Genomic DNA, 25,223 nt, shown 5'->3' on the forward strand with positions numbered 1-25,223 from the left:
CAGCCGGGCACACACGCACACGGGCCGCACCATCGATGTCCGGAGGTGATGAGGCGATTTTAGCGCCGCCCCCCACGGCCGGGGATCACCCCCGTCAGGTCACCGGCCCGGCTCCCTCACAGATACGCCGCATACGCGTCCAGTGCCCGCAGCACCTCCGTCTCGGGGGCCGGGGGCAGTTGGAGGACGACTTCCGAGATGCCCAGACCGGCGTAGTGCGCCAGCTTGCCCGGGCTGGGCACGACGGCGTACGGCACCACCTGGAGGTGGTCGGGGTTCCGGCCGGCCGCCTCCCAGGCGGTACGCAGCCGCGGCACGGACTCCGCGAGTCCGCGCCCGCCGATGGGCAGCCAGCCGTCGGCGTCCTGGGCGATCTGTTCGAACAGCTTGGGACCCGCCGCCCCGCCGACGAGGGTGCGCGGGCCGTTCACCGGACCACGCGGCTTCCGCACCGGCTTCGGGTGGGCGTGGCTCGCCCGGACGGAGCCGAACTCGCCTTCGTACGCCGTCGGCTCCTGCGCCCACAGCGCCCGCATCAGGGCCAGCCGCTCACGGACGAGCGCCCGCCGGGTCGGCCAGTGGACGCCGTGGTCCGCCGCCTCCTCCACGTTCCACCCCAGGCCGACGCCGAGCGTGAAGCGGCCGCCCGAGAGGTGGTCGAGCGTGGCGGCCTGCTTCGCCAGGTCGATGGGGTCGTGCTGGGCGACCAGCGTGATGCCGGTGCCGAGCTCCAGCCGTTCGGTGACCGCCGCGGCCTGCCCCAGGGCGACGAAGGGGTCGAGGGTGCGGCCGTACTCCTCCGGCAGCTCGCCGCCCGCCGGATAGGGGGTCTCCCGGCTCACCGGAATGTGGGTGTGCTCGGGCAGGTACAGCCCGGCGAAGCCCCGCTGTTCCAGCTCGCGCGCGAGCCGTACCGGCGTGATCGTCCCGTCGGTGAGGAAGATCGTTGTGGCGATCCGCATGGAAGGCACCTCCGTCGTCGTCCGTGGCGGTCCCAACGTATGCCGTGAGGTGGGCGGATCGGAGCCTCCTGCCGGTAATTCGGCGTATTCCGGGGGTGATTCAGTCCTGCACGACCAGGGCGGGGGTCTCCTTCGTGAGCACCTCGCCGCGGAAGAACGCCGGGCTGCGGCGCCGCATCGCGGCCATCAGCACCACACCGAGCAGGAGCAGCCCGACGCCGATCACGAAGACGGAGCCGACGCCGAGGACGGAGGAGCCGGAGCCGTAGGCCGGGTCCCACATGTCGTACAGGGTCTTGCCGAAGACGGCGGTGAGCAGGATGCCGCCGACGACGGGGAAGAGGCCCTTGAGGACCAGATCGCGGGCCGAGCGGGTCAGTTCGGCCCGGAAGTACCAGGCGCAGGCGAAAGCCGTCAGCGCGTAGTAGAAGCAGATCATCAGGCCGAGGGCGTAGATCGTGTCGACCAGGACGTGCTCACTGACGAGGGTCATCACCGTGTAGAAGACACCCGTGGCGATGCCGGCCACGACGGTGGCCCTGCCCGGGGTCCGGAAGCGCGGGTGGACGCGGGCGTAGGAGGCGGGGAGGGCTTCGTAGGCCGACATCGCCAGCACCGTGCGCGCCACCGGGATGAACGTGGTCTGCAGGCTCGCCGCCGCCGAGGCCAGCACCGCCAGGAAGAGCAGGATGCCGAGGCCGGGGCCCATGACCGGGCCCGCGAGGGCGGCGAAGACGTTGTCGGAGGTGTCCGGGTTGGCGAGCCCGAGCCCGGAACCCCCGGAGCCGACGGCCATCTGGGCGGCGATGCCGGTGGCGAGGTAGGAGCCCACCAGGACGACCATCGCGATGAGCGCGGCGCGGCCCGGGGTCTTCTCGCTGCCGGTGGTCTCCTCGTTGGCGGTGAGACAGGCGTCCCAGCCCCAGAACATGAAGATCGAGAGGGAGAGGCCGGCCGTGAAGGCGGCGAAGGACTGGACGGCGAACGGATTCAGCCAGGACCAGGAGAAGTCCACCGAGGTGGCGGCGAAGTCGCCGCTGCCCGCCTTCCGCACGGCCATGACCACGAACACGGCGAGGACGACGAGCTGCAGGCCGACCAGGGCGTACTGGACGCCCTTCGTGGCCGTCATCCCCCGGTAGCTGATCGCCGTCGCCACCGCGATGAGCACGAGGCAGGTCAGGATGTGCACGGCCTTGTCGTCGTCCAGGGCGGCGATCTCGGCGCTGCCCGAGACCTCGCCGGCCAGCAGCCAGAAGTACGAGGTGGCGACGCCCGCCAGGTTGGACAAAACGATGATCGTCGCGATGACCAGGCCCCAGCCGCACATCCAGCCCAGGCGCGGCCCGAAGGCCTTCACCGTCCAGGTGAACGAGGTGCCGCAGTCCGGCATGACCTTGTTGAGTTCCCGGTAGGCGAAGGCGACCAGCAGCATGGGAAGGAATCCGGCCAGGAACACGGCGGGCATCTGGACCCCGACCTCGCCGGCGGTGGAGCCGAGCGTGGAGGTCAGGCAGTACACGGGGGCGACCGTGGAGACGCCGATGACGGCGCTGCCCATCAGGCCGACGGAGTTCCCGCCGAGGCCCTTTCCGCGTACGCCGCCGTCGGCCGGGGCGCTTCCCCTTACCGTGTCTCCGGCCTGTGGCCGCGCGTCCAGCTGAGTCATGGAGAGGACGCTATGCGCTGCGATATCCACATCCGGAGGGTGAGACTCCCCTGTCTCACCCTTGAGTTGGAAACCGTACGCAGCTCGCTACCCGGCCTATCGAAGGTCACCGACGGCTCACGCCTGCCGTTTGACAGGCCGCAGCCTTGCAGGGCGCCGTACGGTAATCGCACCCCTGTCCGTTTTGGCCCCATTCAAAATTTTCCGGCGCTACTTTTCGGCCACCCTCCCTTTCCTCCCGGTTCCCTTCGGCCCGCGCCGCCCGGCTCCGGCCTCCCCCGGTTTCATCCCCGGTACAGAGCCTCGATCTCCTCCGCGAAGTCCCGGGTGATCGCGTCCCGCTTCAGCTTGAGGGAGGGGGTGAGATGCCCGCTCTCCTCGGTGAAGTCCTTCGGCAGGACGGTGAACGTACGGATCGACTCGGCGCGCGACACCAGCCGGTTGGCCTCGTCGACCGCGCGCTGGAGCGTCGAGCGCAGTTCCTCGTCACGGACGAGCTCGGACAGCGGAACGCCTTCCTTCTTCCGCATCCTGCGCCAGTGGGCCAGCCCGTCGGGCTCCAAGGTGATCAGGGCGCTCACGAACGGGCGGTTGTCGCCGACCACGATGCACTGGCTCACCAGCGGGTGCGCCCGCAGCCAGTCCTCCAGGGGCGCCGGGATGACGTTCTTGCCGCCGGACGTGATGAGGATGTCCTTCTTCCGGCCGGTGATCGTGAGGTAGCCCTCCTCGTCGAGCGCGCCCAGGTCGCCGGTCGCGAACCAGCCGTCGTCCCGGTCCGGGACGGCCTCGTTGCGGGCGGTGTCCCAGTAGCCCCGGAAGACCTGGCCGCCCCTGAGCAGGACCTCCCCGTCGTCGGCGATCCGCACGGCGGTACCGGGCAGCGGCCAGCCCACCGTGCCCAGCCGGGGTTTGAGCGGCGGGGTGACCGTGGCGGCGGCGGTGGTCTCCGTGAGGCCGTAGCCCTCGAAGATCTGGATGCCCGCTCCCGCGTAGAAGGCGGCGAGCCGGCTCCCCAGCGGGGAGCCGCCGCAGATCACGTACCGGACCTGTCCGCCCAGCGCTGCCCGGATGCGCCGGTAGACCAGCGGGTCGTAGAGGGCGCGGGCAGCGCGCAGCCCGAGTCCGGGGCCGGGGCCCGTGCCGTGTTCGGCTGCCTCGACCGCCTCGCCGTAGCGCTCCGCGACGCGGGCGGCGCGGTCGAAGGAGGAGACGCGGCCCATCTTCTCGGCGGTGGCCCGGCCCGTGTTGTAGACCTTCTCCAGCACGTACGGGATGGCCAGCAGGAAGGAGGGCCTGAATCCGGCCAGGTCCGCCAGCAGGTCCTCGGTCCTGATGGAGGGGGCGTGCCCGAGCCGGACCCGGGCCCGCATGCAGCCGATGGCGACCATCCGGCCGAAGACGTGCGAGAGGGGCAGGAACAGCAAGGTGGAGGCGGGGCGCTTGGACACCGACGTGAAGACCGGGTGGAGCAGCGCGATGGCGTTGTCGACCTCGGCGAAGAAGTTGCCGTGGGTCAGTACGCAGCCCTTGGGGCGGCCTGTGGTGCCCGAGGTGTAGATGAGGGTGGCGGGGGTGTCGGGCCCCAGGGTGGCGCGGCGGGCTGCGATGACGGCGTCGGGGATGTGCCTGCCCAGCTTCTTCAGCCGCCCGATGACACCGGTGTCCAACTGCCAGAGGTGGGTCAGGTCCCCGAGCTGCTGCCGCTCGAGACTGACCATCCGCCCCAGCTCCTTGCCCTCCACCGCGCAGGCGGCGGCTCCGGAGTCCTGGAGTATCCAGCGGGTCTGGAAGGCGGACGAGGTGGGATAGACGGGAACGGTGACCAGTCCGGCCACCCAGGAGGCGAAGTCGAGCAGCGTCCACTCGTAGGTCGTCGGGGCCATGATCGCGACCCGGTCGCCGGGCTGGAGACCTTCCGCGACGAGACCCTTGGCGACGGCCAGGACCTCCGCGGCGAAGTCGGCGGCGCTGACGTCCTGCCAGCTGCCGTCGGCGCGCTTGCGGCTGAGGACGGCTTCGGACGGGGCCTCGCGTGCGTTGTCGAACGGGATCTCGGCGAGCGAACCGCTCCGGACGATCGGCGCGAACCGGGGCACGGACGCTTCCCGTACGGTGCCGTCCGCCCCTCTGACCCTGGTCGGCTCGACGAGGACGGGAACACCGGGTACGGCGGCAGAGCTGGGCGTGGACACGGGCGACTCCTCGACATCGGGGCGGGCGCCGGTCCCGTCCCTGGGTCCGGCGCCGGTGCGGCTGCTGGGTGCGCGGGGTCGTACACGGGCTGTGTGCCGGCGGATCTACGGGCTGCGGGCTGCCGGACTGCGGGTCTACGGGCTGCCGGACTGCGGGTCTACGGAGTGCGGACTGCCGGGCTGCGGGTCTGCGGGGCTGCGGTCTGCGGTCTGCGGGTCTGCGGGTCTGCGGGTCTGCGGGCTGCGCTTCGTACGCGGGCGGATCCGTGCGGCGGGTGCCCGGTGGTCAGGGCCGTCCGGGGTGTTCCCGGCCGGCCCTGATCCGCCCCGGAACTACTCCCCTCACGGGCGTTCCAGGATGGCCGTGACCCCTTGGCCGCCCGCCGCGCAGAGGGAGATCAGGCCACGGCCCGGCCCGCCGCGCTCGGCGAGGAGCGCGGCCAGGGTCGCCACGATCCGGGCGCCGGTCGCGGCGAACGGGTGGCCGGTGGCGAGGGACGAGCCCGCCACGTTCAGCTTCGCCCTGTCGACGGGTGCCAGACCCTGCTTCTCCCAGGCCGCCAGCGTGGCGAGGACCTGGGAGGCGAAGGCCTCGTGGATCTCGAAGAGGTCGAAGTCCGCCATCGTGAGACCGGCCCGCTCCAGCAGGCGCGGTACCGCGTACGCGGGCGCCATCAGCAGCCCGTCCTCGCCGTTCACGTGGTCCACGGCACCCGTCTCGTGGAGCGAGAGGTACGCCAGCGGCTCCAGGCCGCGTTCCGCCGCCCACTCCTCGCTGGACAGGAGCACGGTGGCGGCCCCGTCGGAGAGCGGGGTCGAATTGCCCGCGGTCATCGTCGCGTCGGGGTGGTCGGTGCCGAACACCGGTTTCAGCGTGGCGAGTTTCCGGGGCGTGGAGCCGGGGCGCAGGTTCTGGTCGCGCTCCAGGCCGAGGTACGGGACGACGAGGCCGTCGAAGAAGCCGCGTTCGTACGCCGCGGCGAGCCGCTGGTGACTGGTGGCCGCCAGCAGGTCCTGCTCCTCGCGGCCGATGCCCCACTTCCGGGCGGTGACCGCGGCGTGCTCGCCCATCGACAGCCCGGTGCGCGGCTCGGAGTTGCGGGGGATGTCCGGGATCAGGTGGCGGGGGCGTACGGCCGCCAGCGCCTTGATCCGGCCCGCCGCCGACCTCGCCCGGCGGGCTTCCAGCAGGATCCTGCGCAACTGGTCGTTCACGCCCAGGGGGGCGTCGCTCGTGGTGTCCGCGCCGCCCGCGACCGCCGAGTCGACGGCACCCAGCGCGATCTTGTTCGCGGCCGCGACGACCGCCTGAAGACCGGTTCCGCAGGCCTGCTGCACGTCGTAGGCCGGGGTGCGCGGATCCAGGGACGACCCCAGGACCGTCTCACGGGCCAGGTTGAAGTCCCTGCTGTGCTTGAGGACCGCTCCGGCCACGAACTCGCCGACCCGCTGCCCGCGCAGGCCGAAGCGCTCGGCCAGTCCGTCCAGCGCGGCCGTGAGCATCTCCTGGTTGGAGGCCCGGGCGTACGGGCCGTCGGAGCGGGCGAAGGGAATGCGGGTGCCGCCGATGACCGCGACCCGGCGCGGCTGCGGAAGTGCGAGGGGAATCAACTCGACCAACTCATCTCGACCAGATCCTGACCCTTGAGTAACCTTACTCCGGAGTAAATCTACGACCAGCAGGGAGTCCGGACAATGGCCGACCGCTATCTCCGCTTCACCGGCACAGCGCCCGGACGCTTCCTGACCCGGGGGCTCGGACTGCCCCGACCCACCCCGCTCCGCCGGTGGACGGTGGCGACACCCGCGCTGGAGGGGGCGTTGCTGCACCTCACGGCCGGTACGACGGCCCACCCGGAGACGCTCGGTCCGGTACTCGCCGCGAGCGGCCTGGAGGTCACCGCGCAGGCGGAGCGCCCGGCGGCCGTCGTCCTGGACGCGACCGGCATCACCACCGTCGCCGGGCTCGGCGGCGTGCACGCCGCCCTCCACCCCGTCGTCCGGTCACTGGCCCCCGGCGGACGTGTCGTCGTCCTCGGCACGCCGCCGTCCGCCGACGACCACCATCAGGCGGCGGCCCAGCAGGCCCTCGAAGGGTTCGTACGCTCCCTGGGCAAGGAGATCGGCAAGGGCGCCACCGTCCAGTTGCTCCGCATCGCCCCGGGGGCCGCCGCCTCGGCCGAGTCCACGCTCCGCTTCCTGCTGTCCCCGCGCTCCGCGTACGTCAGCGGCCAGGTGGTCGAGCTCACCGACGCCGCACCGGACCCGGTCCCCGACTGGGCCGCGCCGCTGGCCGGCCGCACGGCGCTGGTCACCGGGGCCGCCCGGGGCATCGGTGCCGCCGTCGCCTCCGTGCTGGCCAGGGACGGCGCCCGGGTCATCTGCCTGGACGTGCCCCAGGCCCGGGAGGACCTCGTCCGTACCGCCGACCGCCTCGGCGCGAGCGCGCTGGAGCTGGACATCACCGCCCCCGACGCCGCCGGCCTGATCGCCGCGGCCGCACCGGACGGCCTCGACATCCTCGTCCACAACGCGGGCATCACCCGGGACCGCAGGCTCGCCAACATGCCGGCCGACCGCTGGGACTCGGTCCTGGAGGTCAACCTGGACAGCGTCCTGCGCACCACGGACACCCTCCTGGACACGGGGACCGTCCGGCGCGGCGGGCGTGTGGTGGCCACCGCGTCCATCGCCGGGATCGCGGGCAACACCGGCCAGACCAACTACGCCGCCAGCAAGGCGGGCATCATCGGCCTCGTCCGCTCCCTGGCCCCGCGCGCCGCCGCCGCCCACGGTGTCACCGTCAACGCGGTCGCCCCGGGCTTCATCGAGACGAAGATGACGGCCGCCGTCCCGCTCCTCATCCGCGAGGCGGGCCGCAGGATGAACTCCCTGGCCCAGGGCGGGCTTCCGGTCGACGTGGCCGAGACCACCGCCTGGTTCGCCCAGCCCGCCTCCAGCGCCGTGAACGGCCAGGTCGTCCGGGTCTGCGGCCAGAGCCTGCTGGGTGCGTGACGCCGTGACCGGCCTGCTCGTGTCCCTCGTACGCGGTGCCGTGACCTCGCCGTTCAAGTCGGCGGGGCGTTCCGGCGCCGCGCTCCCCCCGGCCCGTGCGGTGCTCCCGGCCGCGCGGATCGTCCCCGGCCGCCTCGCCTCGTACCGCGGGATCTGCGGCTTCACCGAACGGGACGTGCTGCCGCTCACCTACCCACACGTCCTGGGGTTCCCGCTGGCCATGCGCATCATGACGGGCCGGGCCTTCCCCCTGCCGGTGCTGGGGCTCGTCCACACCCGGATCGAGATCACCGGACACCGGGCGCTCCACCCGGCGGACGCCCCCGAACTCACCGTGTACGCCGAGGAGCTGACGCCCCATCGCCGGGGGACCGAGGTCACGGTGGTGACGCAGGCGCGGCTGTCCGGCGAGCTCGTCTGGGAGTCGCGCAGCGGCTATCTGTCGCGGTACTCCACCGGGAGAGCACCCGCGACGGCCACCCCGCGAGGTCCCGCACCGTCCTCGCCCGCGGCCGGCGGACCGGTCGCGGAGGCGGAGGCAGCGGCAGCGGCGGAGGTGGAGGCGGAAGCGAACGCGGCCGTCCGGGCCGGAGATCCCGCCATCGATCCGGCCGGCGATTCCCCCACCGGCCCGGCCCGCGACGCGCTGCCGGCAGTCGCCGAGTGGAGGCTGCCCGGCGACCTCGGACGGCGGTACGGCGCCGCGTCGGGCGACCGCAACCCCATCCACCTCCACCCCCTGACAGCACGGCTGTTCGGCTTCCCCCGGCACATCGCGCACGGCATGTGGACCGTCGCCCGCTGCTTGGCCGAGGCCGAGGCGTCCGGGTCCGGCCGGATCCGTACCGTACGCGCCGAGTTCAGGGCCCCCGTCCTGCTGCCGGCGACCGTGACGTACGCCGCCGCCGGCCCCGCCTTCGAGGTGCGCGGCGCCGGACGCGTCCACCTCACGGGCCGGGTGACGCGGGAGGGCTGACCGGGCCCCGGTCTCGCGGTCAGTCCGCCCGGGGCTGCCAGCCACGGCCGTGCATGAGGTTCTCCAGGCCCGCCCAGGAGAAGTTCATCAGCGTGGCCGCGGCCTCCTTGGCCGAGACGCCCGGCGTGACGTTCGCCCACCCCGCGAGCGCCTCCGCGGCCCCGACGAGCGCCTGCGCGAGCCCGGCGACATCCCGGTCGGGCAGGGCCGGATCGTAGTGCGACTCACGCGCCGCCGCCCCGATCAGACCCGTCACGAACGCAACGATCTCTTCGCGCAGCACACCGACCTCGCTGACGAACGGCTCGCCCTGCGCACGCGCCTGCTGGTGCAGCACCGCCCAGCCGTCCGGGTTCTCCGCCGTGTGCGTGAAGAACCCGCGCAGCCCGGCCCACAGTTGCCGGTCGGCCGGCAGTCCCGGCTCCACCGCGGCCCGCACGGCTTCCATCAGCGCCTTCGCCTCGCGGCGGATGCAGGCGGTGAAGAGTTCTTCCTTGGAATTCAGGTACAGGTAGACCAGTGGCTTGGACACTCCGGCCAGCTCCGCGATCTCGTCCATCGAGGCGGCGCGGTACCCGCGCTGCCCGAAGGTCCGCACCGCGGCGTCCATCATCTGCTGCTCCCGCACCGCGCGTGGCATGCGTTTGCTCTTCACTGCACTCACGTCGGACTTTCCTCCCGCCCCCGCTGCCCTGCTCCTCGGCAAGACTACGGCGCCGCTCCGACCCCGTCCTGTTCCCGCGTCGCTCCCCGGCCCCGGTGGCCGGTTGTCGCCCCACCCCGCTCGCCGCGCTCCCCACGGACCTCCCCCAACGGGCGCGCACAGACGCGTGCGCCCCGTCCTCGGTGAGGACGGGGCGCATGGCGCGATCGCCGCCACGGGCCGGCCCGCGGTGCACGGCGGGCGCGCGACGACGGCTACGGCGCGGGCCGGCCCTCAGGCGGTGACCGGAACGCCCTTCGGTTCCGCGTCGCGCGGGCCGGCCTCGTCGACCGGGGAGGCGGACGCCGAGTTGTACGCGTCGTGGTCGAGGATCTTCTCGCGGGCAGCGACGATCACCGGGACCAGCGCCTGGCCCGCCACGTTCGTGGCGGTGCGCATCATGTCCAGGATCGGGTCGATCGCGAGCAGCAGACCCACACCCTCCAGCGGGAGGCCCAGGGTCGACAGGGTGAGGGTCAGCATGACCGTGGCGCCGGTGAGACCGGCGGTGGCCGCCGAGCCGATCACCGAGACGAACGCGATCAGGATGTAGTCACCGATGCCCAGCTGGACGTCGAAGATCTGCGCGATGAAGATCGCGGCCAGCGCCGGGTAGATCGCGGCGCAGCCATCCATCTTGGTGGTGGCGCCGAACGGGACGGCGAAGGAGGCGTACTCCTTAGGAACGCCGAGACGCTCCGTGACCTGCTGGGTGACCGGCATGGTGCCGACCGAGGAACGGGAGACGAAGGCCAGCTGGATCGCGGGCCAGGCGCCCTTGAAGAACTGCAGCGGGCTGACCTTGGCGACCGTGGCCAGCAGCAGCGGATAGACGCCGAACAGCACCAGGGCGCAGCCGATGTAGACGTCGGCGGTGAACGTGGCGTACTTGCCGATCAGGTCCCAGCCGTAGTCGGCGATGGCGTAGCCGATGAGACCGACGGTGCCGAGGGGGGCGAGGCGGATGACCCACCACAGGGCCTTCTGGAGGAGCTCCAGGACGGACTCGCTGAGGGTGAGGATGGGCTTGGCCTTCTCGCCGAGCTGGAGCGCGGCGATACCGGCGACGGCGGCCATGAAGACGATCTGCAGGACGTTCAGCTCGGTGAACGGGGTGATGACGTCCGTCGGGATGATGCCCGTGAGGAAGTCGAGCCAGGAGCCGGCGTTCTCGGGCTTGGCGCCGTCCTTGGGGGTGAGGCCGGTGCCGGAGCCAGGGTTGGTGATCAGGCCGATCGCGAGGCCGATGGCGACCGCGATCAACGAGGTGATCATGAACCAGAGCAGGGTGCGGGAGGCCAGCCTGGCGGCGTTGTTGACCTTGCGCAGGTTGGTGATCGACACCATGATCGCGAAGAAGACGAGCGGTGCGACGGCCAGCTTCAGCAGCTGGACGAAGATGTGGCCGATCTTGTCGAGCGTGGTGTAGAGCCAGCCGATGTCCTGGCTGCGGGTGAGCCAGCCGAGCAGGACACCGAGGACGAGACCGGCGACGATCTGGGCCCAGAAGGGGACGCTGGGTATGCGGAAGCCGGAGCCGGACGGCTCACCGGCGCCGCTCGCGGCGGGGGGCGCGGAATTCGCGGACACGAACACACTCCTGAGGAGGCGCAACGGAGCGTACGAGACGTACGGCCGTGCGGTCGGACGGGGACGGGGTGCGGCGCCCGCGCCAGGAGCGGCGCCGCTGCATGATGCCGGTTCAGACGTTGCGGCAACAGACCGCGGACATACAGCGGCAGAGATCGACATGCAGGCGCGCCACGAGCGGAGGGCTCATGGCGTAGCGGGGGCGCGCTGCAGCGTTCACGTCGAATACGTTAACACTTGAACTTTGGGAACCTCAAAGCTCCCCTTTGACCGTGCCCTCCCTCCGCCTTCGCGGTACCGCCCCCGTACACGCCGGAACCCCGGCACGGGAGCTGATGCTCCGGTACCGGGGTCCGGTCCGTACGGCGTACGGGCGTGGGGAAGCGTAGGCGGCGCCTACCGGGTGACGCTGTCCTCGCGGGTGCGGTTGGCCTCGAGCCGGGCCTTGGTGCGGTCGACCGTGGAGATCAGCTGCGCGGACATCTCGTCGCGCTGCCTGCGCAGCAGCACGTAACTGAGCGGCGCGGAGAGCAGCAGACCCAGCAGGACGACCCAGACCGCGTTGGAGCCGCCGGCTCCGGAAGGCAGCAGGCCGAAGTGGACCGCGACACCGGCGACGAAGAAGCAACCGACGAAGATCAGCACACGCAGCGCGGTGTACCGGATCGTTGCGCTGGGCTTGGCAGCGGACACGGCTGGCCTTCTCTCTACGTCCGACGTTCCTGCGGTCGTGCAGTCTGCGAATCCTGCCCGACCAGTGAAGCATGCCCCGAATGCGATCAGTTCGCAGGGTTGCTTCCACGGCGCACCGCGCCCTGTCCCCCGAGGAGCGGGAGCAGCATGATGACGTCGTCGCGGTAGTCGTCCTCGGCCACCCGGATGGCGTCCGGGACGCGGCCGACCTCCTTGTACCCGCAGGACGCGTAGAAGCGGTCGGCACCGGTGCCCCCGCGGCAGGTGAGCCGGACGGCCTCGATGCCGTCGGCCGCGCGGGCGGCGTCCGCCACGGCCGCCATCAGCTCGCGGCCGTGGCCCCTGCCCTGCAGGCGCGGGTGGACCATCACGGTGTACACGCCGATCCAGTGGCGCATCAGCTGGTGGGTGTTGCGTGTGAGGAACGCGGTGGCGGCAACCCTGCCGTCCTCGTCCCGGCCCACCACCAGGGTGGTCCGCCCCTCGGCCATGCCGCACAGATGCCTGACCAGCTCGGGCCGCACTTCTTCCACGGTGACGGGCGGGACGAAGCCGACCGCCCCGCCGGCGTTGCTGACATCGGCCCAGAGCGCGGCAATGCCGTCCCGCAACCCCCGGTCGACCGCGGGATCCACGTCGAAAGTAAGTGCCATGATGGAAGATTAACCCTTACTCCTGCCGGCGTTCGCGCCTGTCCACCACGCGAGAAGGCCCCGGCCCGGGGACGGCGGGCCGGGGCCTTCGGCGCGGAGCGGGACCTCCGCACCGGGCACGGGCGTGGGGCGGTCCCCGTGCGTCAGACGCGCATCGGCTGCGGCGACTCGCGCCGCCCCTCGTCCGGGCCCGGGTACTCACGGAGGATCTCGTACCGGGTGTTGCGCTCGACGGGACGGAAGCCGGCGTCCCGGATCAGTTCCAGCAGGTCCTCACGGCCGAGCTTGTTCGGCGTGCCGTAGTCGTCCGCGTCGTGCGTGATCTTGTACTCGACGACCGACCCGTCCATGTCGTCCGCACCGTGCTGGAGGGCGAGCTGGGCGGTCTGCACCCCGTGCATCACCCAGAAGACCTTGACGTGCGGGACGTTGTCGAACAGCAGCCGGGAGACCGCGAAGGTCTTCAGCGCCTCGGCGCCGGTCGCCATCGTCGTGCGCGCCTGGAGCGTGTTGCGGACCTTGCCGTCCTTCATGTCCACGAAGTCGTGCTGGTAGCGCAGCGGGATGAAGACCTGGAAGCCGCCGGTCTCGTCCTGCATCTCCCGCAGCCGCAGCACGTGGTCGACGCGGTGACGGGGCTCCTCGATGTGCCCGTACAGCATCGTCGCCGGGGTCTTGAGACCCTTCTCGTGCGCGAGGCGGTGGATGCGCGACCAGTCCTCCCAGTGGGTGTTGTGGTCGACGATGTGCTGGCGGACCTCCCAGTCGAAGATCTCCGCCCCGCCGCCGGTGAGCGACTCCAGACCGGCCTCGATCAGCTCGTCGAGGATCTCGGACGCCGACAGCCCCGAGATCGTCTCGAAGTGGTGGATCTCCGTCGCGGTGAACGCCTTGAGCGCCACCTCGGGAAGGGCCTCCTTCAGCGCGCTGAGCGAGCGGGGGTAGTAGCGCCAGGGAAGGGTGGGGTGGAGGCCGTTGACGATGTGCAGCTCGGTGAGGTTCTCGCCCTGCATCGCCTTGGCGAGGCGGACGGCCTCCTCGATGCGCATCGTGTACGCGTCCTTCTCGCCCGGCTTGCGCTGGAACGAGCAGTAGGCGCAGGACGCGGTGCACACGTTGGTCATGTTGAGGTGGCGGTTGACGTTGAAGTGGACGACGTCGCCGTTCTTCCTCGTACGCACCTCGTGCGCCAGACCGCCGAGCCACGCCAGGTCGTCGGACTCGTAGAGCGCGATCCCGTCCTCGCGGGTCAGCCGCTCGCCGGCCCGGACCTTCTCCTCCAGCTCGCGCTTGAGTCCCGCGTCCACCAGTGGCCTCCCATACCTCTACGTAACAGACTTCGGCCCACCGTACTCCTCCGCCTTCCCGCCGGAGGCACCAGCGTCCGGCGTCAGGACTCGCCCGGGAGTTCCCCGACCCGGTTCTCCCACTTGGTCGACAGCACGATCGTGGTGCGGGTCCGCGAGACGCCCTTCGTCCCGCTCAGTCTGCGGATCGTCCTCTCCAGGCCGTCCACGTCACCGACCCGCACCTTGAGCATGTAGGAGTCGTCGCCCGCGATGAACCAGCAGTCCTCGATCTCGGCGAGGTCCTTCAGCCGGTGCGCGACGTCCTCGTGGTCGGCCGCGTCGGACAGGGAGATCCCGATCAGCGCGGTGACCCCCAGCCCGAGCGACGCGGAGTCGACGGTGGCGCGGTAGCCGGTGATGACACCGGCGGTTTCCAGCCGGTTGATGCGATCGGTGACGCTGGGGCCGGAGAGCCCGACGAGCCGCCCCAGCTCGGCGTACGAGGCCCTGCCGTTCTCTCTGAGGGCCTGGATGAGCTGCCTGTCCACCGCGTCCATATGACTGAAACCTTCCATTGTTCAGCAGTACCGCGAGTTTACGTGTAGAATCTAAGGCACAACAGGGTCCAGGCCCTATAAATCTTCCAGATCATCCAAGAAACGCTTTCGAATCTTCAGGAGTGAACGACACCGTGTACTCGATCGAGATGGCCTACGCCCGAATGCGCGAGCTGCAGGACCTGGCCAACCGCTCGCGTGCCCACGAGCCCGCCGCCGCCCACCGCGTCGACCGGACCCGGACCCGCGCCCGCCGCGCGGCCAAGAAGCGCTGACCCCACCGGTTCAGTCGCGGGAGCCGCCACCGAGCTCCCCCTCCCACCGGCGGTACAGCTGGTGCGGCACGCCTGCCGCGTCCAGCACCCGCCCGGCGACGAAGTCCACCAGATCCTGGATGTGCTTCGCCCCCGCGTAGAACGCCGGAGAGGCGGGCAGCACCACGGCGCCCGCCTCGTCGAGCGCCACCATCTGCTTGAGTGTCGAGCCGCTCAGCGGCGTCTCGCGCACCGCGACGACCAGCGTCCGCCGCTCCTTGAGCGTCACGCTCGCCGCCCGCTGCAGCAGGTCCTTCGAGAGTCCGAGCGCCACCCCGGCGACGCAGGCCGTGGACGCCGGGACGATCAGCATCCCCTTGGCCGGGTACGACCCCGAGGACGGCCCGGCCGCCAGGTCACCCGCCGCCCAGTGCCGCACGTCACGGACGTCCGGCCGGAAGGTGTCCGGCTTCCCGTCCGCGCCCCGGGCCAGCCAGCTCCCCAGGTCCTCCCGCCAGTGGGCGTCGCGGAACGGGATGCCCGTCTCGTCCAGCAGGGTGAGCCGTGAGGCACGGCTCACCACCAGGTCCACGCTCTCCCCCGCGGCCAGCAGTCCTCGCAGGACAGAGGCCGCGAAGGGGGTACCCGATGCGCCCGACACCCCGACAATCCAAGGCCTGCGCCGCTGCTGAGTCACTGAAGTCCTGGATTCCACACGTCCGAGCCTAGCCGCCGTCCGGCTCCAGGAACCGAGGCAGGGCTCCGTACGTTGCAACGGACAGGAGAACAGTCATGAGCAGGGGGTGAGCATGCCGGAGCCACGCACCGGGGCCACCGCACGCGCCGTCACGGCCGGAGCGGTCATGCTCGCCTGGATCGCGCTGCTGTGGGTCCTGGAAGGCGTGGACGCGCTGACCGGCCACTCCCTGGACACCTACGGCATCAGTCCGCGCGAACCGGCCGAGCTGGCCGACATAGTGCCCTCCGCGTTCCTGCACGACGGCTGGCAGCACGTCGCCTCCAACAGCGTCCCGCTGCTGGTCCTCGGCTTCATCGCCGCGCTCGCCGGGATACGCAGACTGGCCGGCGTCGTGCTCGTGGTCGTCGTGACCGGCGGCCTCGGCGTCTGGCTGACGGCCCCGCCGAACACGATCACGCTGGGCGCGTCCGGTGTCGTCTTCGGGCTCTTCGGCTACCTGCTGGTCCGGGGCTTCGTGGACCGGCGCCCGCTCGACATCGTGGTCGGCGTGATCATCGCCGGGGTCTACGGCTCGCTGCTCTGGGGCGTGCTGCCGACCGACTCCGGCATCAGCTGGCAGGGCCACCTCTTCGGGCTCATCGGCGGGGTCGTGTCCGCGTTCGCCTTCCGCCGCCCCCGCCGCATCCAGCGGCCTGAGGGGTACCTCACGGCCTGAGCCCCGCCGCCCGGCGGGTGGCCGGCCGTCACGGGGTGAGGCCGCGCACCAGCAGGTCCAGCAGCGCACAGGCGAACAGGGCGATGCCGATGAAGCCGTTGACCGAGAAGAACGCCCGGTTCAGCCGGGACAGATCGTGCGGCCGCACCACCCGGTGCTCGTACACGAAGGCCACGGCGACGATCACCATGCCGACCCAGTAGAAAAGTTCCGCGCCCGTCGCCAGGCCGAACCAGACGAGCAGACCGGTCGTCACCGCGTGGCACACCCGGGCGCCCCAGAGCGCGGCCGGGATCCCGAAGCGTGCGGGGAAGGAGAGCACGCCGTGCGCCCGATCGGCCTGCACGTCCTGGCAGGCGAAGATCAGGTCGAAGCCGCCGATCCAGATGCCGACGGCCAGCCCCAGGATCACCGCGTCCCACGACCAGCTCCCGGTGACCGCCAGCCAGGCGCCGACCGGCCCCATGGCCTGGGCCAGTCCGAGGATCGCGTGCGGGAAGTTCGTGAACCGCTTGCCGTACGGGTAGACGACCATGGGGACGACGGCGACCGGGGCCAGAGCCAGGCAGAGCGGGTTGAGCAGGGCCGCCGCTCCGAGGAAGACGACGACGGCGACGATCGCGCCCGTCCACGCCGACTTCACCGTGACCGCGCCGGTCACCAGCTCGCGTCCCGCGGTCCGCGGGTTACGGGCGTCGATCTCCCGGTCGATGATCCGGTTGGCGGCCATGGCGAAGGTCCGCAGTCCGACCATCGCCACCGTCACGAGCAGCAGCGTGCCCCAGTGGATCTCCTTGTCCAGCCGGAACATCGCGGTGAGCGCGGCGATGTACGCGAAGGGCAGGGCGAAGACCGAGTGCTCGATCATCACCAGCCGCAGGAACGCCCGCGGCGTGCTGCGCGGCTGCGGCACGGCGGCGGAGGCGGAAGCGCTCACAGTCCGTACTCCTTCCAGCGGCGGTCGACCTTCGCCGCCGTATCCGGGTCCGACTCGACCATGGCCGGCCAGCCGCCGTCCCGGGTGTATCCCTCCTCGGGCCACTTGCGGGTGGCGTCGATGCCCGCCTTGCCGCCCCAGAACTGCTGGTAGGAGGCGTGGTCGAGATGGTCGACCGGGCCCTCGACGACCGTGAGGTCGCGGGCGTAGTCGGTGTTGCCGAGCGCACGCCAGGAGACCTCGTGCAGGTCATGGACGTCGCAGTCGGAGTCCACGACCACGATCAGCTTGGTCAGCGACATCATGTGCGCGCCCCAGACCGCGCTCATCACCTTCTGGGCGTGCTTGGGGTACTTCTTGTCGATGGAGACGATCGCGCAGTTGTGGAAGCCGCCCGACTCCGGAAGGTGGTAGTCCACGATGTCCGGCACGATCACCTTCAGGAGCGGCAGGAAGAACCGCTCGGTGGCCCGCCCCAGCGGTCCGTCCTCGGTCGGGGGCCGGCCCACGACGATCGACTGCAGCAGCGGCCGCCTGCGCATGGTGACGCAGTCGATCTTCAGGGCGGGGAACGGTTCCTGCGGTGTGTAGAAGCCGGTGTGGTCGCCGAAAGGCCCCTCGGGCAGCATCTCCCCCGGCTCCAGCCACCCCTCGATGACGACCTCCGCCTGGGCGGGGACCTGGAGGGGGACGGTCTTGCAGTCGACCATCTCGATCCGCTTGCCCTGGATGAAGCCGGCGAAGAGGTACTCGTCGATGTCCCCGGGCAGCGGCGCCGTGGAGGCGTACGTCACGGCCGGCGGCGCCCCGAACGCGATGGCCACGGGCAGCCGTTCACCGCGCCTGGCGGCGACCTGGTAGTGGTTGCGGCTGTCCTTGTGGATCTGCCAGTGCATCCCGATGGTGCGTTTGTCGTGGCGCTGGAGCCGGTAGAGCCCCAGGTTGCGCACGCCGGTCTCGGGGTCCTTGGTGTGCGTGAGGCCGAGGTTGAAGAAGGAGCCGCCGTCCTCGGGCCAGGTGAAGAGCGCGGGGAGCCGGTCCAGGTCGACGTCCTCGCCGGTGAGGACGACCTCCTGGACGGGGGCGTTGTCGGACTTCACCTTCTTCGGCGGCACATGGGCCATCGAGCCGAGCTTGCCGAACGCCTCCCGTACCCCCACGAAGCCGTGCGGCAGTTCGGGTTTGAGCAGTCCGCCGATCTTGTCGCCGATGTCCGCGTAGGACTTCAGGCCGAGAGCCTTGAGCAGTCGGCGGTCCGTCCCGAAGACGTTCATGGCCAAGGGCATGGACGACCCCTTGACGTTCTCGAAGAGCAGCGCCGGGCCACCCGCCTTGTTGACGCGGTCGACGATCTCGCCGACCTCCAGATGCGGGTCGACCTCGGCCTTGATGCGCTTGAGATCGCCCTCGCGCTCCAGGGCCCGGAGCAGGGAGCGAAGATCGTCGTAAGCCATGCTGTCCAGTATCGGCCACCCGCTACCCTGGGCCCGTCACCGGGGCGGGACAGTGCGCCCCCTCACCTCATCTCGGGGGATCCTTCCACCATGCTGCGGGCCCTGATCTACCTTCTGCCGCTGGCACTGACGATCTACGCGTTCATCGACTGCCTGAACACCCCTGAGGACGAGGCCAGGCACCTGCCGAAACTGGCCTGGGTCTTCATCATCCTGCTGTTCTGGATCGTGGGTCCGATCGTCTGGTTCGCCGCGGGCAAAGTGCGCCACGTGCCCGCCGGGGGCCGTACGCCGTCCGAGTGGCACCGCCACCACCGCACCACCTGGGTGGCACCCGACGACAATCCGGAATTCCTGAAGGCGCTGCAGGAGGAGAACAAGAAGGACGAGTCCCTCCTCAAGGACTGGGAGGCGGACCTGCGCCGCCGCGAAGAGGAGATCAGGCGCCGTGAGGGCAACGCGGGACCGGGGGAGTCCGCTCCGCCCGCCACCTCCTGAGGGCCGTCCCACACCGCCCGGGCCCGCGCCGCTCCCGCCGCCCGGGCCCTCCCACTTCCGCGCGGGCCGGTCCGGCCGCAGCGCACGGCACGCGGGCACGGCGGCCGGCAGACGCTTCACGGGGACAGCAGCCGGCCCAGCCGGTCGAGCAGGGGCAGCAGCGCCGTCCGCTCCTGGGGGGTGAGGGCCTCCAGGGCACCGTGTACCACCCGCATCTCGGCTCGGATGCGGTGCGCCAGCTCGGTCCCCTCCGGGGTGCGGGCGGCCACCTTGGAGCGGCGGTCGCCCGGTGCGGGTGCCCGGGTGACCAGGCCGCGGCTCTCCATCCGCCCGATCAGCCCGGTGGCGTTCGAGGCGTCGCACACCAGGTGCCGGGCCAGGGCGCTCATGGGCATGGGCTCTCCGAGCGCGATCAGCGCGCGCGCCTGCGAGGTGCTCAGACCGTGCCGGGCCGCGACCGCGGTGAGGTCGTCGTGATGACCGCGGACGACGAGCGCGAGGGGTTCCAGCAGCTCGTCCGGGGTAGGGACGGCGCGGGGTGCCGGTTCCGTCGTCATGGTCGGTCATCCTTCGATCGGTACGCGTGGTCCGGAAGCCTGGAAGAGACGCCACGCAGCCGCATTCATTTGACATGCCCAACTTTTGGCAGTTACCTGGCTCCTGTTGCTTGAGCATATCAAGCTTCCCCCGAGCACCACCTTCTTTGTCGTAGGGAGCACCCCCCATGCCCTCCGTACTCTTCGTCCTCACCGGCGCCGACCACTGGACCCTCAAGGACGGAACCGCCCACCCCACCGGCTTCTGGGCCGAGGAGCTGGCCGCCCCGCACCGCGTCTTCGCCCAGGCGGGCTTCGACATCACCATCGCCACCCCGGGCGGCGTCGCCCCGACCGTGGACGCCTCCAGCCTGGCCGCCGAGGTCAACGGCGGCCAGGAGCAGGCCGACGCCGTCGCCTCCTACCTCGCCTCGATCGACGAGACACTCCGCATCCCCGCCCGGCTGGAGGACACCGTCCCCACCTCGTACGACGTCGTCTTCTACCCCGGCGGCCACGGCCCCATGGAGGACCTGGCCGTCAACGAGGCCTCCGGCCGGCTCCTGACCTCGGCGCTGGACTCGGGGATCCAGGTGGGCGTCCTGTGCCACGCCCCCGCCGCCCTGCTGCCCGCCCGTCGCGAGGACGGCAGCTGGCCCTTCGCCGACTACCGCATGACCGGTTTCAGCAACGTCGAGGAGACCCAGGCCGGCCTCGCGGACAAGGCGCCCTGGTTGCTGGAGGACCGGCTGACCGAGCTGGGTGCCCGCTACTCCGCCGGGGAGGCCTGGGGACCGCACACCGTGCACGACCGCAACCTGCACACCGGCCAGAACCCGGCCTCCTCCGAACAGCTGGCCCGCGAGATCCTGGAGGCCCTGTGACCGTCGGCACCTCCGGGTCCGCGGCCGGTCTCGTCGCCCGCCTGCGCGCGGCCTTCCGCACCGGCCGCACCAGGGACCTCGACTGGCGCACCACGCAGCTGACCCGGTTGCGCGCCCTGCTCACCGAGCACGGCGACGAGCTCGCCGAGGCGCTCCACGCCGACCTGGGCAAGAGCCGCAAGGAGGCGTACCGGACGGAGATCGACTTCACGGTGCGCGAGATCGACCACACCCTGGAGCGCCTCGCGGGCTGGCTGGAGCCCGAGCCGGCCCCCGTACCGGCGGCCCTCGCCGGGGCCACCGCCCACACGGTCCAGGACCCGCTCGGCGTCGTCCTCGTCATCGCTCCCTGGAACTACCCGGTGCAGCTGCTGCTGGCGCCCCTCGTCGGAGCGCTCGCGGCGGGGAACGCCGTGGTCGTGAAGCCCAGCGAGCTGGCTCCCACGACCTCGGCGGCCGTGGCCCGGCTGCTGCCGGAGTACCTGGACACGGAGACGGTCGCCGTGGTGGAGGGTGCGGTTCCGGAGACCACCGCGCTGCTCGCCGAGCGCTTCGACCACATCTTCTACACGGGCAACGGCACGGTCGGCCGGATCGTCATGGCCGCCGCGGCGAAGCACCTGACGCCGGTGACGCTGGAGCTGGGCGGCAAGTCGCCCGCCTTCGTGGACCGTGACACGGATCTGAGGACCGTGGCCTCCCGGCTCGTCTCCGGGAAGTTCCTCAACGCCGGCCAGACGTGTGTGGCCCCCGACTACGTGCTGACGGATCCGGAGACCGCCGCCCCTCTGGCCGAGGCGCTCGCCGCGGCGGTCGAGGAGCGGTTCGGCCCCGACCCCTCCGCGTCCCCCGAGTACGGCCGCATCGTGAACGGGCGTCACTTCGACCGGCTGGTGGGACTGCTGGACTCCGGCCGGACGGTGACGGGCGGCGCCCACGACCGCTCCGGGAAGTACATCGCGCCCACCGTGCTGGCCGACGTCTCCCCCGACGCCCCCGTCATGCGCGAGGAGATCTTCGGCCCGGTACTGCCGATCATCACGGTGGACGGCCTCGACGAGGCCATCGGCTTCATCAACGACCGGGACAAGCCGCTGGCGCTGTACGCGTTCACGCACTCCCCCGCCGTACGCGACCGGCTGCTGACCGAGACCTCGTCGGGCGGGGTGGGCATGGGTCTGCCGCTGGCCCACCTGACCGTTTCGGACCTGCCGTTCGGCGGGGTCGGTGAGAGCGGCATGGGCAATTACCACGGCAGGTACTCGCTGGAGACGTTCAGCCACCGCAAGGCGGTCCTGGACACGCCACTGGGCTGAGCCCGATACGACGCCGCGAGGGCGCGACCGCAGGTGTGCGGTCGCGCCCTCGCGGCGTGTACGTCCCGGTCACACCCCGGCGTAGGAGTGCTTTCCGGTGACGAAGATGTTCACGCCGTAGTAGTTGAAGAGCCAGCAGCCGAAGGCGAGCAGCGCCAGGTAGGCCGCCTTGCGGCCCTTCCAGCCGGCCGTCGCGCGGGCGTGCAGGTAACTGGCGTACGCGACCCACGTGATGAAGGACCAGACCTCCTTGGGGTCCCAGCCCCAGTAGCGGCCCCAGGCGTCGCCGGCCCAGATCGCGCCCGCGATGATCGTGAACGTCCACAGCGGGAAGACGGCCGCGTTGACCCGGTACGCGAACTTGTCGAGCGTCGCCGCGGCGGGCAGCCGCTCCAGGACGGACCGGGCGAAGGTGCCGGGCGTACCGCCGTTGGCGAGCTTGTTCTCGTAGCTGTCGCGGAACAGGTAGAGCAGCGTGCCGACCGCGCCGAGGTAGAAGACCGCGCCGCAGATGATGGCGGTGGAGACGTGGATCCACAGCCAGTAGGAGTCCAGGGCGGGTACCAGCTGGTCACTGGCGGTGTAGAGCGTGGTGGTGGCGATGCCCAGGTCCAGCAGGACCGTGGTGACCAGCATCAGCCCCAGCCACCGCACGTTCTTCTTCAGCGCCAGGAGGACGAGGTAGGCGCCGACGGCCACCGTGGAGAAGGTGATCGAGAACTCGTACATGTTGCCCCAGGGGGCGCGCTGCACCGACAGGGCGCGGGTGAGGACCCCGCCCGCCTCGACCGCGAAGGCCAGTACCGTCAGGGAGACCGCGATACGCCCCCACAGGTCACCCTTGAACGTGCCGCCCGCGGCACCCGGGCCGTCCGGGACGTCCCGGGTCCCGGCTGCGGAACGGGTGATGACCTCGGGGCGGTCCAGCACCGCGGTGCCTCCGCGCCGGGCGACCCGCACCTTCACCGGGGAAGCGGCGGCGGCCGGGGCGTTCAGCGCGGCGGCCGTACGGCCGACCTTGCTGCGGCTGCCGAAGACCCACTCCGCGATGTGCGCGAAGAAGGCCAGGGTGTAGACGGCCATCGACGAGTAGATCAGCACATTGCTGGTGTGCGCCAGATTCTCGTTGGTTGCGGCGGCGAGATTCACTTCTCAGCCCCTTCGGCAGGTTCTTCGGAAGGTTGATCGGATCCGGACCCGGGCTCGGGCTCGGGTCCGGGAGCGGTGGGCGCTTCGGTGTGGAGTGCGAGCGCGAGGTCGCCCAGCTCCTCGGGGAGCTTCGCGGACTCGCTGCGGCCCAGGCCCGCCATCTCGACGACGGTGACACCGTCCGCGCCCCGCACGGCCCTGACCCAGACCCGGCGGCGCTGGATGAAGAGCGAACCGGCGAGACCGGCGATCGCGGCGACGGCACCCGCGAGCGCCCAGCCGCTGGCCGGCTGGCGGGAGATCTGGAAGCTGGCCCACTCCTCGACACCCTCGAAGGTGATGGAACCGGCGCCGTCGGGCAGCTTCATGGTCTCGCCGGGGCGCAGCCGCTTCTTGAGCTTGTCGCCGTTGCTGTCCTTGAACTCCGTCATCTTGGACGTGTCGAGCTGGTACACGTTCTGCGGCAGTCCGGAGTCGACGCCCAGGCTGCCGTGGTAGCCGTTGAGCGCGAGGACCGGGTAGTCGGCTCCGGGGAACTGCGAGAACATCGTCCCCTGGCCGTCACCGGCGAAGGTCGGGACGAAGAAGGCCTGGAAGCCCAGTTGGGTCTTCCTGCCGTTCCTGTCGCGGTAGCCGTCCATCACCTTGACCGCACCCGTGGAGGTGACGTTGTTGTCGATGGGCAGCAGGGGGACGGCGGTCCGGTAGACCTCCTTGCCCTTGCCGTCCTTGACGGAGAGGACGGGGGCGTAGCCGTGGGCGTTGAGGTAGACCTTCGTGCCGTCGACGACGAGCGGCTGGTTGACCCGGATGACCTTCTTCCGCTCCTTGCCGTCCGCGCCCTCGGAGTACGTCACCCGGGCCTCGTAGGTGCGGGGCGTGCCACGCTGCGGGCCGCTGCGCTCGTACGTCCCGACGAAGTCGTCCAGGGTGAAGCTGAAGGGGGTCAGGTCCTCGGTGTCGAAGAGCGAACCGGACTTGAAGTCGTCGTACTGGGTGAGGGTGTTGGAGAACCCGTCACCCTCGACGACCAGCTTGCCGCCCTCCGACTTGAACAGCTGCCCGCTCGCGAAGGCGACCAGCATGACGATCAGGGCGACGTGGAAGAGGAGGTTGCCGGCCTCGCGGAGGTAGCCCTTCTCCGCGGCGACGGCGTCCCCGGCGACATGCGAGCGGAAGCGCCGTCCGCGCAGGACGGCGAGCGCGGCCTCATGGACCCGCTCGGGGTCCGCCTCGGTGCGCCAGGTGGCGTAGGCGGGCAGCCGGGTCAGCTTCTTCGGGGCGGCGGGCGGCCGGGCGCGCAGCTGGCCGACGAACTGGCCGGTGCGCGGGACGATGCAGCCGATCAGCGAGACGAACAGCAGGATGTAGATCGCGGAGAACCACACCGAGCTGTAGACGTCGAAGAACTGCAGCTTCTCGTAGAGCGGGCTGACGGTGGTGTGGGCCTCCTTGAAGGTCTGCACCTTCATCTCGTCCACGCTGTTCTGCGGGATCAGCGATCCCGGGACGGCACCCAGCGACAGCAGGAAGAGCAGGATCAGGGCGACCCGCATCGAGGTGAGCTGGCGCCAGAACCAGCGGGCCCAGCCGATGACGCCCATCGCGGGGACCGTGGCGGCGGATTCCTCACGCGGGGCGGTGGAGAGCTGTTCTCCGGCCCCGCCGAGGTCGCGCTCGTCCGTGGTGTTCAGGTTGCTCATGAAAACTCAGATCCCCACCGTGAAGCCGTCGGACCAGACTCGCATCTCCTGGATGAGCGTGTCCCAGGCGCCCGTCAGCAGGAGCACCCCGGTCACGATCATCATGCCGCCGCCGATCCGCATGACCCAGGCGTAGTGGCGCTTGACCCAGCCGAACGCGCCGAGTGCCTTACGGAAGGCGACCGCCGCCAGGACGAAGGGGAGGCCGAGACCGACGCAGTACGCCACGGACAGGACGGCCCCGCGTCCGGCGGTCCCCTGCTGCATGGCCAGGGCCGTGACGGAGGAGAGGGTCGGCCCGAGGCAGGGCGTCCACCCGATCCCGAAGAGCGCGCCGAGTATCGGGGCTCCCAGCAGACCGGTCACGGGCTTCTTGTGGATACGGAACTCACGCTGCGTCATCCAGGGCATCAGGCCCATGAAGAAGATCCCCATGAGGACCATCAGCACGCCCAGGACCTTGGTGAGGAGCGCGCTGTGCTCCAGGAAGTTCTGGCCGAAGTAGCCGAACAGCGCGCCGCCGGAGACGAAGACGACGGTGAAGCCGAGCACGAACAGCGAGGCGCCCGCGACCATCCGGCCGCGCCGGGCCTCCGCCAGGTCGGTGCCGCTGACGCCGGTGACGTAACTCAGATAGCCGGGCACGAGGGGCAGGACGCAGGGCGAGAAGAAGGAGACGAGGCCGGCGAGCAGGGCGATGGGCAGGGCGACCAGGAGGGCCCCGCTGAGGACGGTCTCGTTGTCCCCCGTGTACGCGGCGAGCTGGAACACCGGA

The 25,223-nt window shown here is 71.0% G+C and carries 24 protein-coding genes; 7 read left to right on the forward strand and 17 right to left on the reverse strand.

Annotation, left to right across the window (positions count from 1 at the left end):
* Positions 1–116: 116 nt before the first annotated feature.
* The 4 genes from BA175_RS28720 to BA175_RS28735 all read right to left on the reverse strand — a co-directional run bounded on the left by BA175_RS28720 (position 117) and on the right by BA175_RS28735 (position 6,446).
* On the reverse strand, positions 117–962 hold the full coding sequence (locus tag BA175_RS28720) for an LLM class F420-dependent oxidoreductase (protein ID WP_069174488.1): 846 nt from the start codon (positions 960–962) through the stop codon (positions 117–119).
* Between the two features lie 100 nt (positions 963–1,062).
* Positions 1,063–2,631 carry an APC family permease gene (locus tag BA175_RS28725; RefSeq protein ID WP_069174489.1) on the reverse strand — a complete coding sequence of 523 codons (1,569 nt, stop codon included), beginning with the start codon at positions 2,629–2,631 and terminating at the stop codon, positions 1,063–1,065.
* A 284-nt stretch (positions 2,632–2,915) separates the two neighbouring features.
* On the reverse strand, positions 2,916–4,826 hold the full coding sequence (locus BA175_RS28730; protein ID WP_069174490.1) for an AMP-dependent synthetase/ligase: 1,911 nt from the start codon (positions 4,824–4,826) through the stop codon (positions 2,916–2,918).
* A 342-nt stretch (positions 4,827–5,168) separates the two neighbouring features.
* A complete protein-coding gene (locus BA175_RS28735; protein WP_069174491.1) occupies positions 5,169–6,446 on the reverse strand; it encodes an acetyl-CoA C-acetyltransferase in 1,278 nt (425 codons plus the stop codon).
* A 75-nt stretch (positions 6,447–6,521) separates the two neighbouring features.
* Here BA175_RS28735 and BA175_RS28740 point away from each other — a divergent pair, with 75 nt between their 5' ends.
* A complete protein-coding gene (locus BA175_RS28740) occupies positions 6,522–7,841 on the forward strand; it encodes a 3-oxoacyl-ACP reductase (protein ID WP_069174492.1) in 1,320 nt (439 codons plus the stop codon).
* A 4-nt stretch (positions 7,842–7,845) separates the two neighbouring features.
* Positions 7,846–8,817, forward strand: a complete 972-nt coding sequence (locus BA175_RS28745) for a MaoC family dehydratase (protein WP_069174557.1) — start codon at positions 7,846–7,848, stop codon at positions 8,815–8,817.
* A 19-nt stretch (positions 8,818–8,836) separates the two neighbouring features.
* Here BA175_RS28745 and BA175_RS28750 read toward each other — a convergent pair whose 3' ends face one another.
* The 6 genes from BA175_RS28750 to BA175_RS28775 all read right to left on the reverse strand — a co-directional run bounded on the left by BA175_RS28750 (position 8,837) and on the right by BA175_RS28775 (position 14,302).
* Positions 8,837–9,457: a TetR/AcrR family transcriptional regulator gene (locus tag BA175_RS28750; RefSeq protein ID WP_069174493.1), complete on the reverse strand. Its 621-nt coding sequence runs from the start codon at positions 9,455–9,457 to the stop codon at positions 8,837–8,839.
* Positions 9,458–9,754: 297 nt separating this feature from the next.
* Positions 9,755–11,110, reverse strand: a complete 1,356-nt coding sequence (locus tag BA175_RS28755) for a dicarboxylate/amino acid:cation symporter (protein WP_069174558.1) — start codon at positions 11,108–11,110, stop codon at positions 9,755–9,757.
* A gap of 396 nt (positions 11,111–11,506) precedes the next feature.
* Entirely contained in the window at positions 11,507–11,803 is a 297-nt protein-coding gene (locus BA175_RS28760) for a DUF4229 domain-containing protein (protein WP_069174494.1), read from the reverse strand.
* Positions 11,804–11,889: 86 nt separating this feature from the next.
* A complete protein-coding gene (locus BA175_RS28765) occupies positions 11,890–12,456 on the reverse strand; it encodes a GNAT family N-acetyltransferase (RefSeq protein WP_175420949.1) in 567 nt (188 codons plus the stop codon).
* A 143-nt stretch (positions 12,457–12,599) separates the two neighbouring features.
* Entirely contained in the window at positions 12,600–13,763 is a 1,164-nt protein-coding gene (gene mqnE / locus BA175_RS28770) for an aminofutalosine synthase MqnE (protein WP_069174495.1), read from the reverse strand.
* Between the two features lie 83 nt (positions 13,764–13,846).
* A complete protein-coding gene (locus BA175_RS28775; protein WP_069174496.1) occupies positions 13,847–14,302 on the reverse strand; it encodes an Lrp/AsnC family transcriptional regulator in 456 nt (151 codons plus the stop codon).
* 122 nt (positions 14,303–14,424) lie between these two features.
* Here BA175_RS28775 and BA175_RS31350 point away from each other — a divergent pair, with 122 nt between their 5' ends.
* Positions 14,425–14,577 (forward strand): hypothetical protein, encoded by a 153-nt coding sequence (locus BA175_RS31350; protein WP_175420944.1) that lies wholly within the window; start codon positions 14,425–14,427, stop codon positions 14,575–14,577.
* A gap of 10 nt (positions 14,578–14,587) precedes the next feature.
* Here the strand turns inward: BA175_RS31350 and BA175_RS28780 are convergent, their stop codons facing one another.
* Positions 14,588–15,253, reverse strand: coding sequence for a UbiX family flavin prenyltransferase (locus BA175_RS28780; protein ID WP_069174497.1), 666 nt, complete (start codon positions 15,251–15,253; stop codon positions 14,588–14,590).
* Between the two features lie 112 nt (positions 15,254–15,365).
* Here BA175_RS28780 and BA175_RS28785 point away from each other — a divergent pair, with 112 nt between their 5' ends.
* Positions 15,366–15,971, forward strand: coding sequence for a rhomboid family intramembrane serine protease (locus tag BA175_RS28785; protein ID WP_069174560.1), 606 nt, complete (start codon positions 15,366–15,368; stop codon positions 15,969–15,971).
* Positions 15,972–15,999: 28 nt separating this feature from the next.
* Here the strand turns inward: BA175_RS28785 and mqnP are convergent, their stop codons facing one another.
* Positions 16,000–16,908, reverse strand: coding sequence for a menaquinone biosynthesis prenyltransferase MqnP (mqnP, locus tag BA175_RS28790; RefSeq protein WP_069174498.1), 909 nt, complete (start codon positions 16,906–16,908; stop codon positions 16,000–16,002).
* A complete protein-coding gene (locus tag BA175_RS28795) occupies positions 16,905–18,362 on the reverse strand; it encodes a menaquinone biosynthesis decarboxylase (RefSeq protein ID WP_069174499.1) in 1,458 nt (485 codons plus the stop codon). The genes mqnP and BA175_RS28795 overlap by 4 nt, the downstream gene beginning before the upstream one ends.
* Before the next feature lie 90 nt (positions 18,363–18,452).
* On the opposite strand from BA175_RS28795, the gene BA175_RS28800 reads away from it, so the two are divergent.
* A complete protein-coding gene (locus tag BA175_RS28800) occupies positions 18,453–18,860 on the forward strand; it encodes a PLD nuclease N-terminal domain-containing protein (protein ID WP_069174500.1) in 408 nt (135 codons plus the stop codon).
* Positions 18,861–18,976: 116 nt separating this feature from the next.
* Here the strand turns inward: BA175_RS28800 and BA175_RS28805 are convergent, their stop codons facing one another.
* The gene (locus BA175_RS28805; RefSeq protein WP_069174501.1) at positions 18,977–19,417 is read right to left on the reverse strand and encodes a MarR family winged helix-turn-helix transcriptional regulator; all 441 of its coding nucleotides are present in this window, start codon (positions 19,415–19,417) and stop codon (positions 18,977–18,979) included.
* Between the two features lie 167 nt (positions 19,418–19,584).
* Between BA175_RS28805 and BA175_RS28810 the strand changes: the two genes are divergently transcribed.
* A complete protein-coding gene (locus tag BA175_RS28810; protein ID WP_069174502.1) occupies positions 19,585–20,280 on the forward strand; it encodes a type 1 glutamine amidotransferase domain-containing protein in 696 nt (231 codons plus the stop codon).
* A complete protein-coding gene (locus tag BA175_RS28815; RefSeq protein ID WP_069174503.1) occupies positions 20,277–21,596 on the forward strand; it encodes an aldehyde dehydrogenase family protein in 1,320 nt (439 codons plus the stop codon). Before BA175_RS28810 ends, BA175_RS28815 begins: the two co-directional genes overlap by 4 nt.
* 69 nt (positions 21,597–21,665) lie before the next feature.
* Here the strand turns inward: BA175_RS28815 and ccsB are convergent, their stop codons facing one another.
* From ccsB to BA175_RS28830, 3 genes are read right to left on the reverse strand one after another with little or no spacing between them, the layout of a single operon-like run.
* Positions 21,666–22,745, reverse strand: a complete 1,080-nt coding sequence (gene ccsB / locus BA175_RS28820) for a c-type cytochrome biogenesis protein CcsB (protein ID WP_069174504.1) — start codon at positions 22,743–22,745, stop codon at positions 21,666–21,668.
* Positions 22,742–24,448 carry a cytochrome c biogenesis protein ResB gene (gene resB / locus BA175_RS28825; protein WP_069174505.1) on the reverse strand — a complete coding sequence of 569 codons (1,707 nt, stop codon included), beginning with the start codon at positions 24,446–24,448 and terminating at the stop codon, positions 22,742–22,744. Before resB ends, ccsB begins: the two co-directional genes overlap by 4 nt.
* A gap of 6 nt (positions 24,449–24,454) precedes the next feature.
* A complete protein-coding gene (locus BA175_RS28830; RefSeq protein ID WP_069174506.1) occupies positions 24,455–25,219 on the reverse strand; it encodes a cytochrome c biogenesis CcdA family protein in 765 nt (254 codons plus the stop codon).
* Positions 25,220–25,223: the final 4 nt, after the last annotated feature.

Source organism: Streptomyces griseus, assembly GCF_001715295.1.
GTDB classification, from domain to species: domain Bacteria; phylum Actinomycetota; class Actinomycetes; order Streptomycetales; family Streptomycetaceae; genus Streptomyces; species Streptomyces griseus_G.

Excerpts from the sequence above, each read along its gene's own strand:
- BA175_RS28775 (WP_069174496.1), bottom strand. The coding sequence starts at position 14,302 with ATGGACGCGGTGGACAGGCAGCTCATCCAGGCCCTCAGAGAGAACGGC.
- BA175_RS28725 (WP_069174489.1), bottom strand. The coding sequence starts at position 2,631 with ATGACTCAGCTGGACGCGCGGCCACAGGCCGGAGACACGGTAAGGGGA.
- BA175_RS28810 (WP_069174502.1), top strand. The coding sequence starts at position 19,585 with ATGCCCTCCGTACTCTTCGTCCTCACCGGCGCCGACCACTGGACCCTC.
- BA175_RS28750 (WP_069174493.1), bottom strand. The coding sequence starts at position 9,457 with ATGCCACGCGCGGTGCGGGAGCAGCAGATGATGGACGCCGCGGTGCGG.
- BA175_RS28805 (WP_069174501.1), bottom strand. The coding sequence starts at position 19,417 with ATGACGACGGAACCGGCACCCCGCGCCGTCCCTACCCCGGACGAGCTG.
- BA175_RS28785 (WP_069174560.1), top strand. The coding sequence starts at position 15,366 with ATGCCGGAGCCACGCACCGGGGCCACCGCACGCGCCGTCACGGCCGGA.
- BA175_RS28740 (WP_069174492.1), top strand. The coding sequence starts at position 6,522 with ATGGCCGACCGCTATCTCCGCTTCACCGGCACAGCGCCCGGACGCTTC.
- BA175_RS28720 (WP_069174488.1), bottom strand. The coding sequence starts at position 962 with ATGCGGATCGCCACAACGATCTTCCTCACCGACGGGACGATCACGCCG.
- resB (WP_069174505.1), bottom strand. The coding sequence starts at position 24,448 with ATGAGCAACCTGAACACCACGGACGAGCGCGACCTCGGCGGGGCCGGA.
- BA175_RS28800 (WP_069174500.1), top strand. The coding sequence starts at position 18,453 with ATGCTGCGGGCCCTGATCTACCTTCTGCCGCTGGCACTGACGATCTAC.
- BA175_RS28795 (WP_069174499.1), bottom strand. The coding sequence starts at position 18,362 with ATGGCTTACGACGATCTTCGCTCCCTGCTCCGGGCCCTGGAGCGCGAG.
- BA175_RS28765 (WP_175420949.1), bottom strand. The coding sequence starts at position 12,456 with ATGGCACTTACTTTCGACGTGGATCCCGCGGTCGACCGGGGGTTGCGG.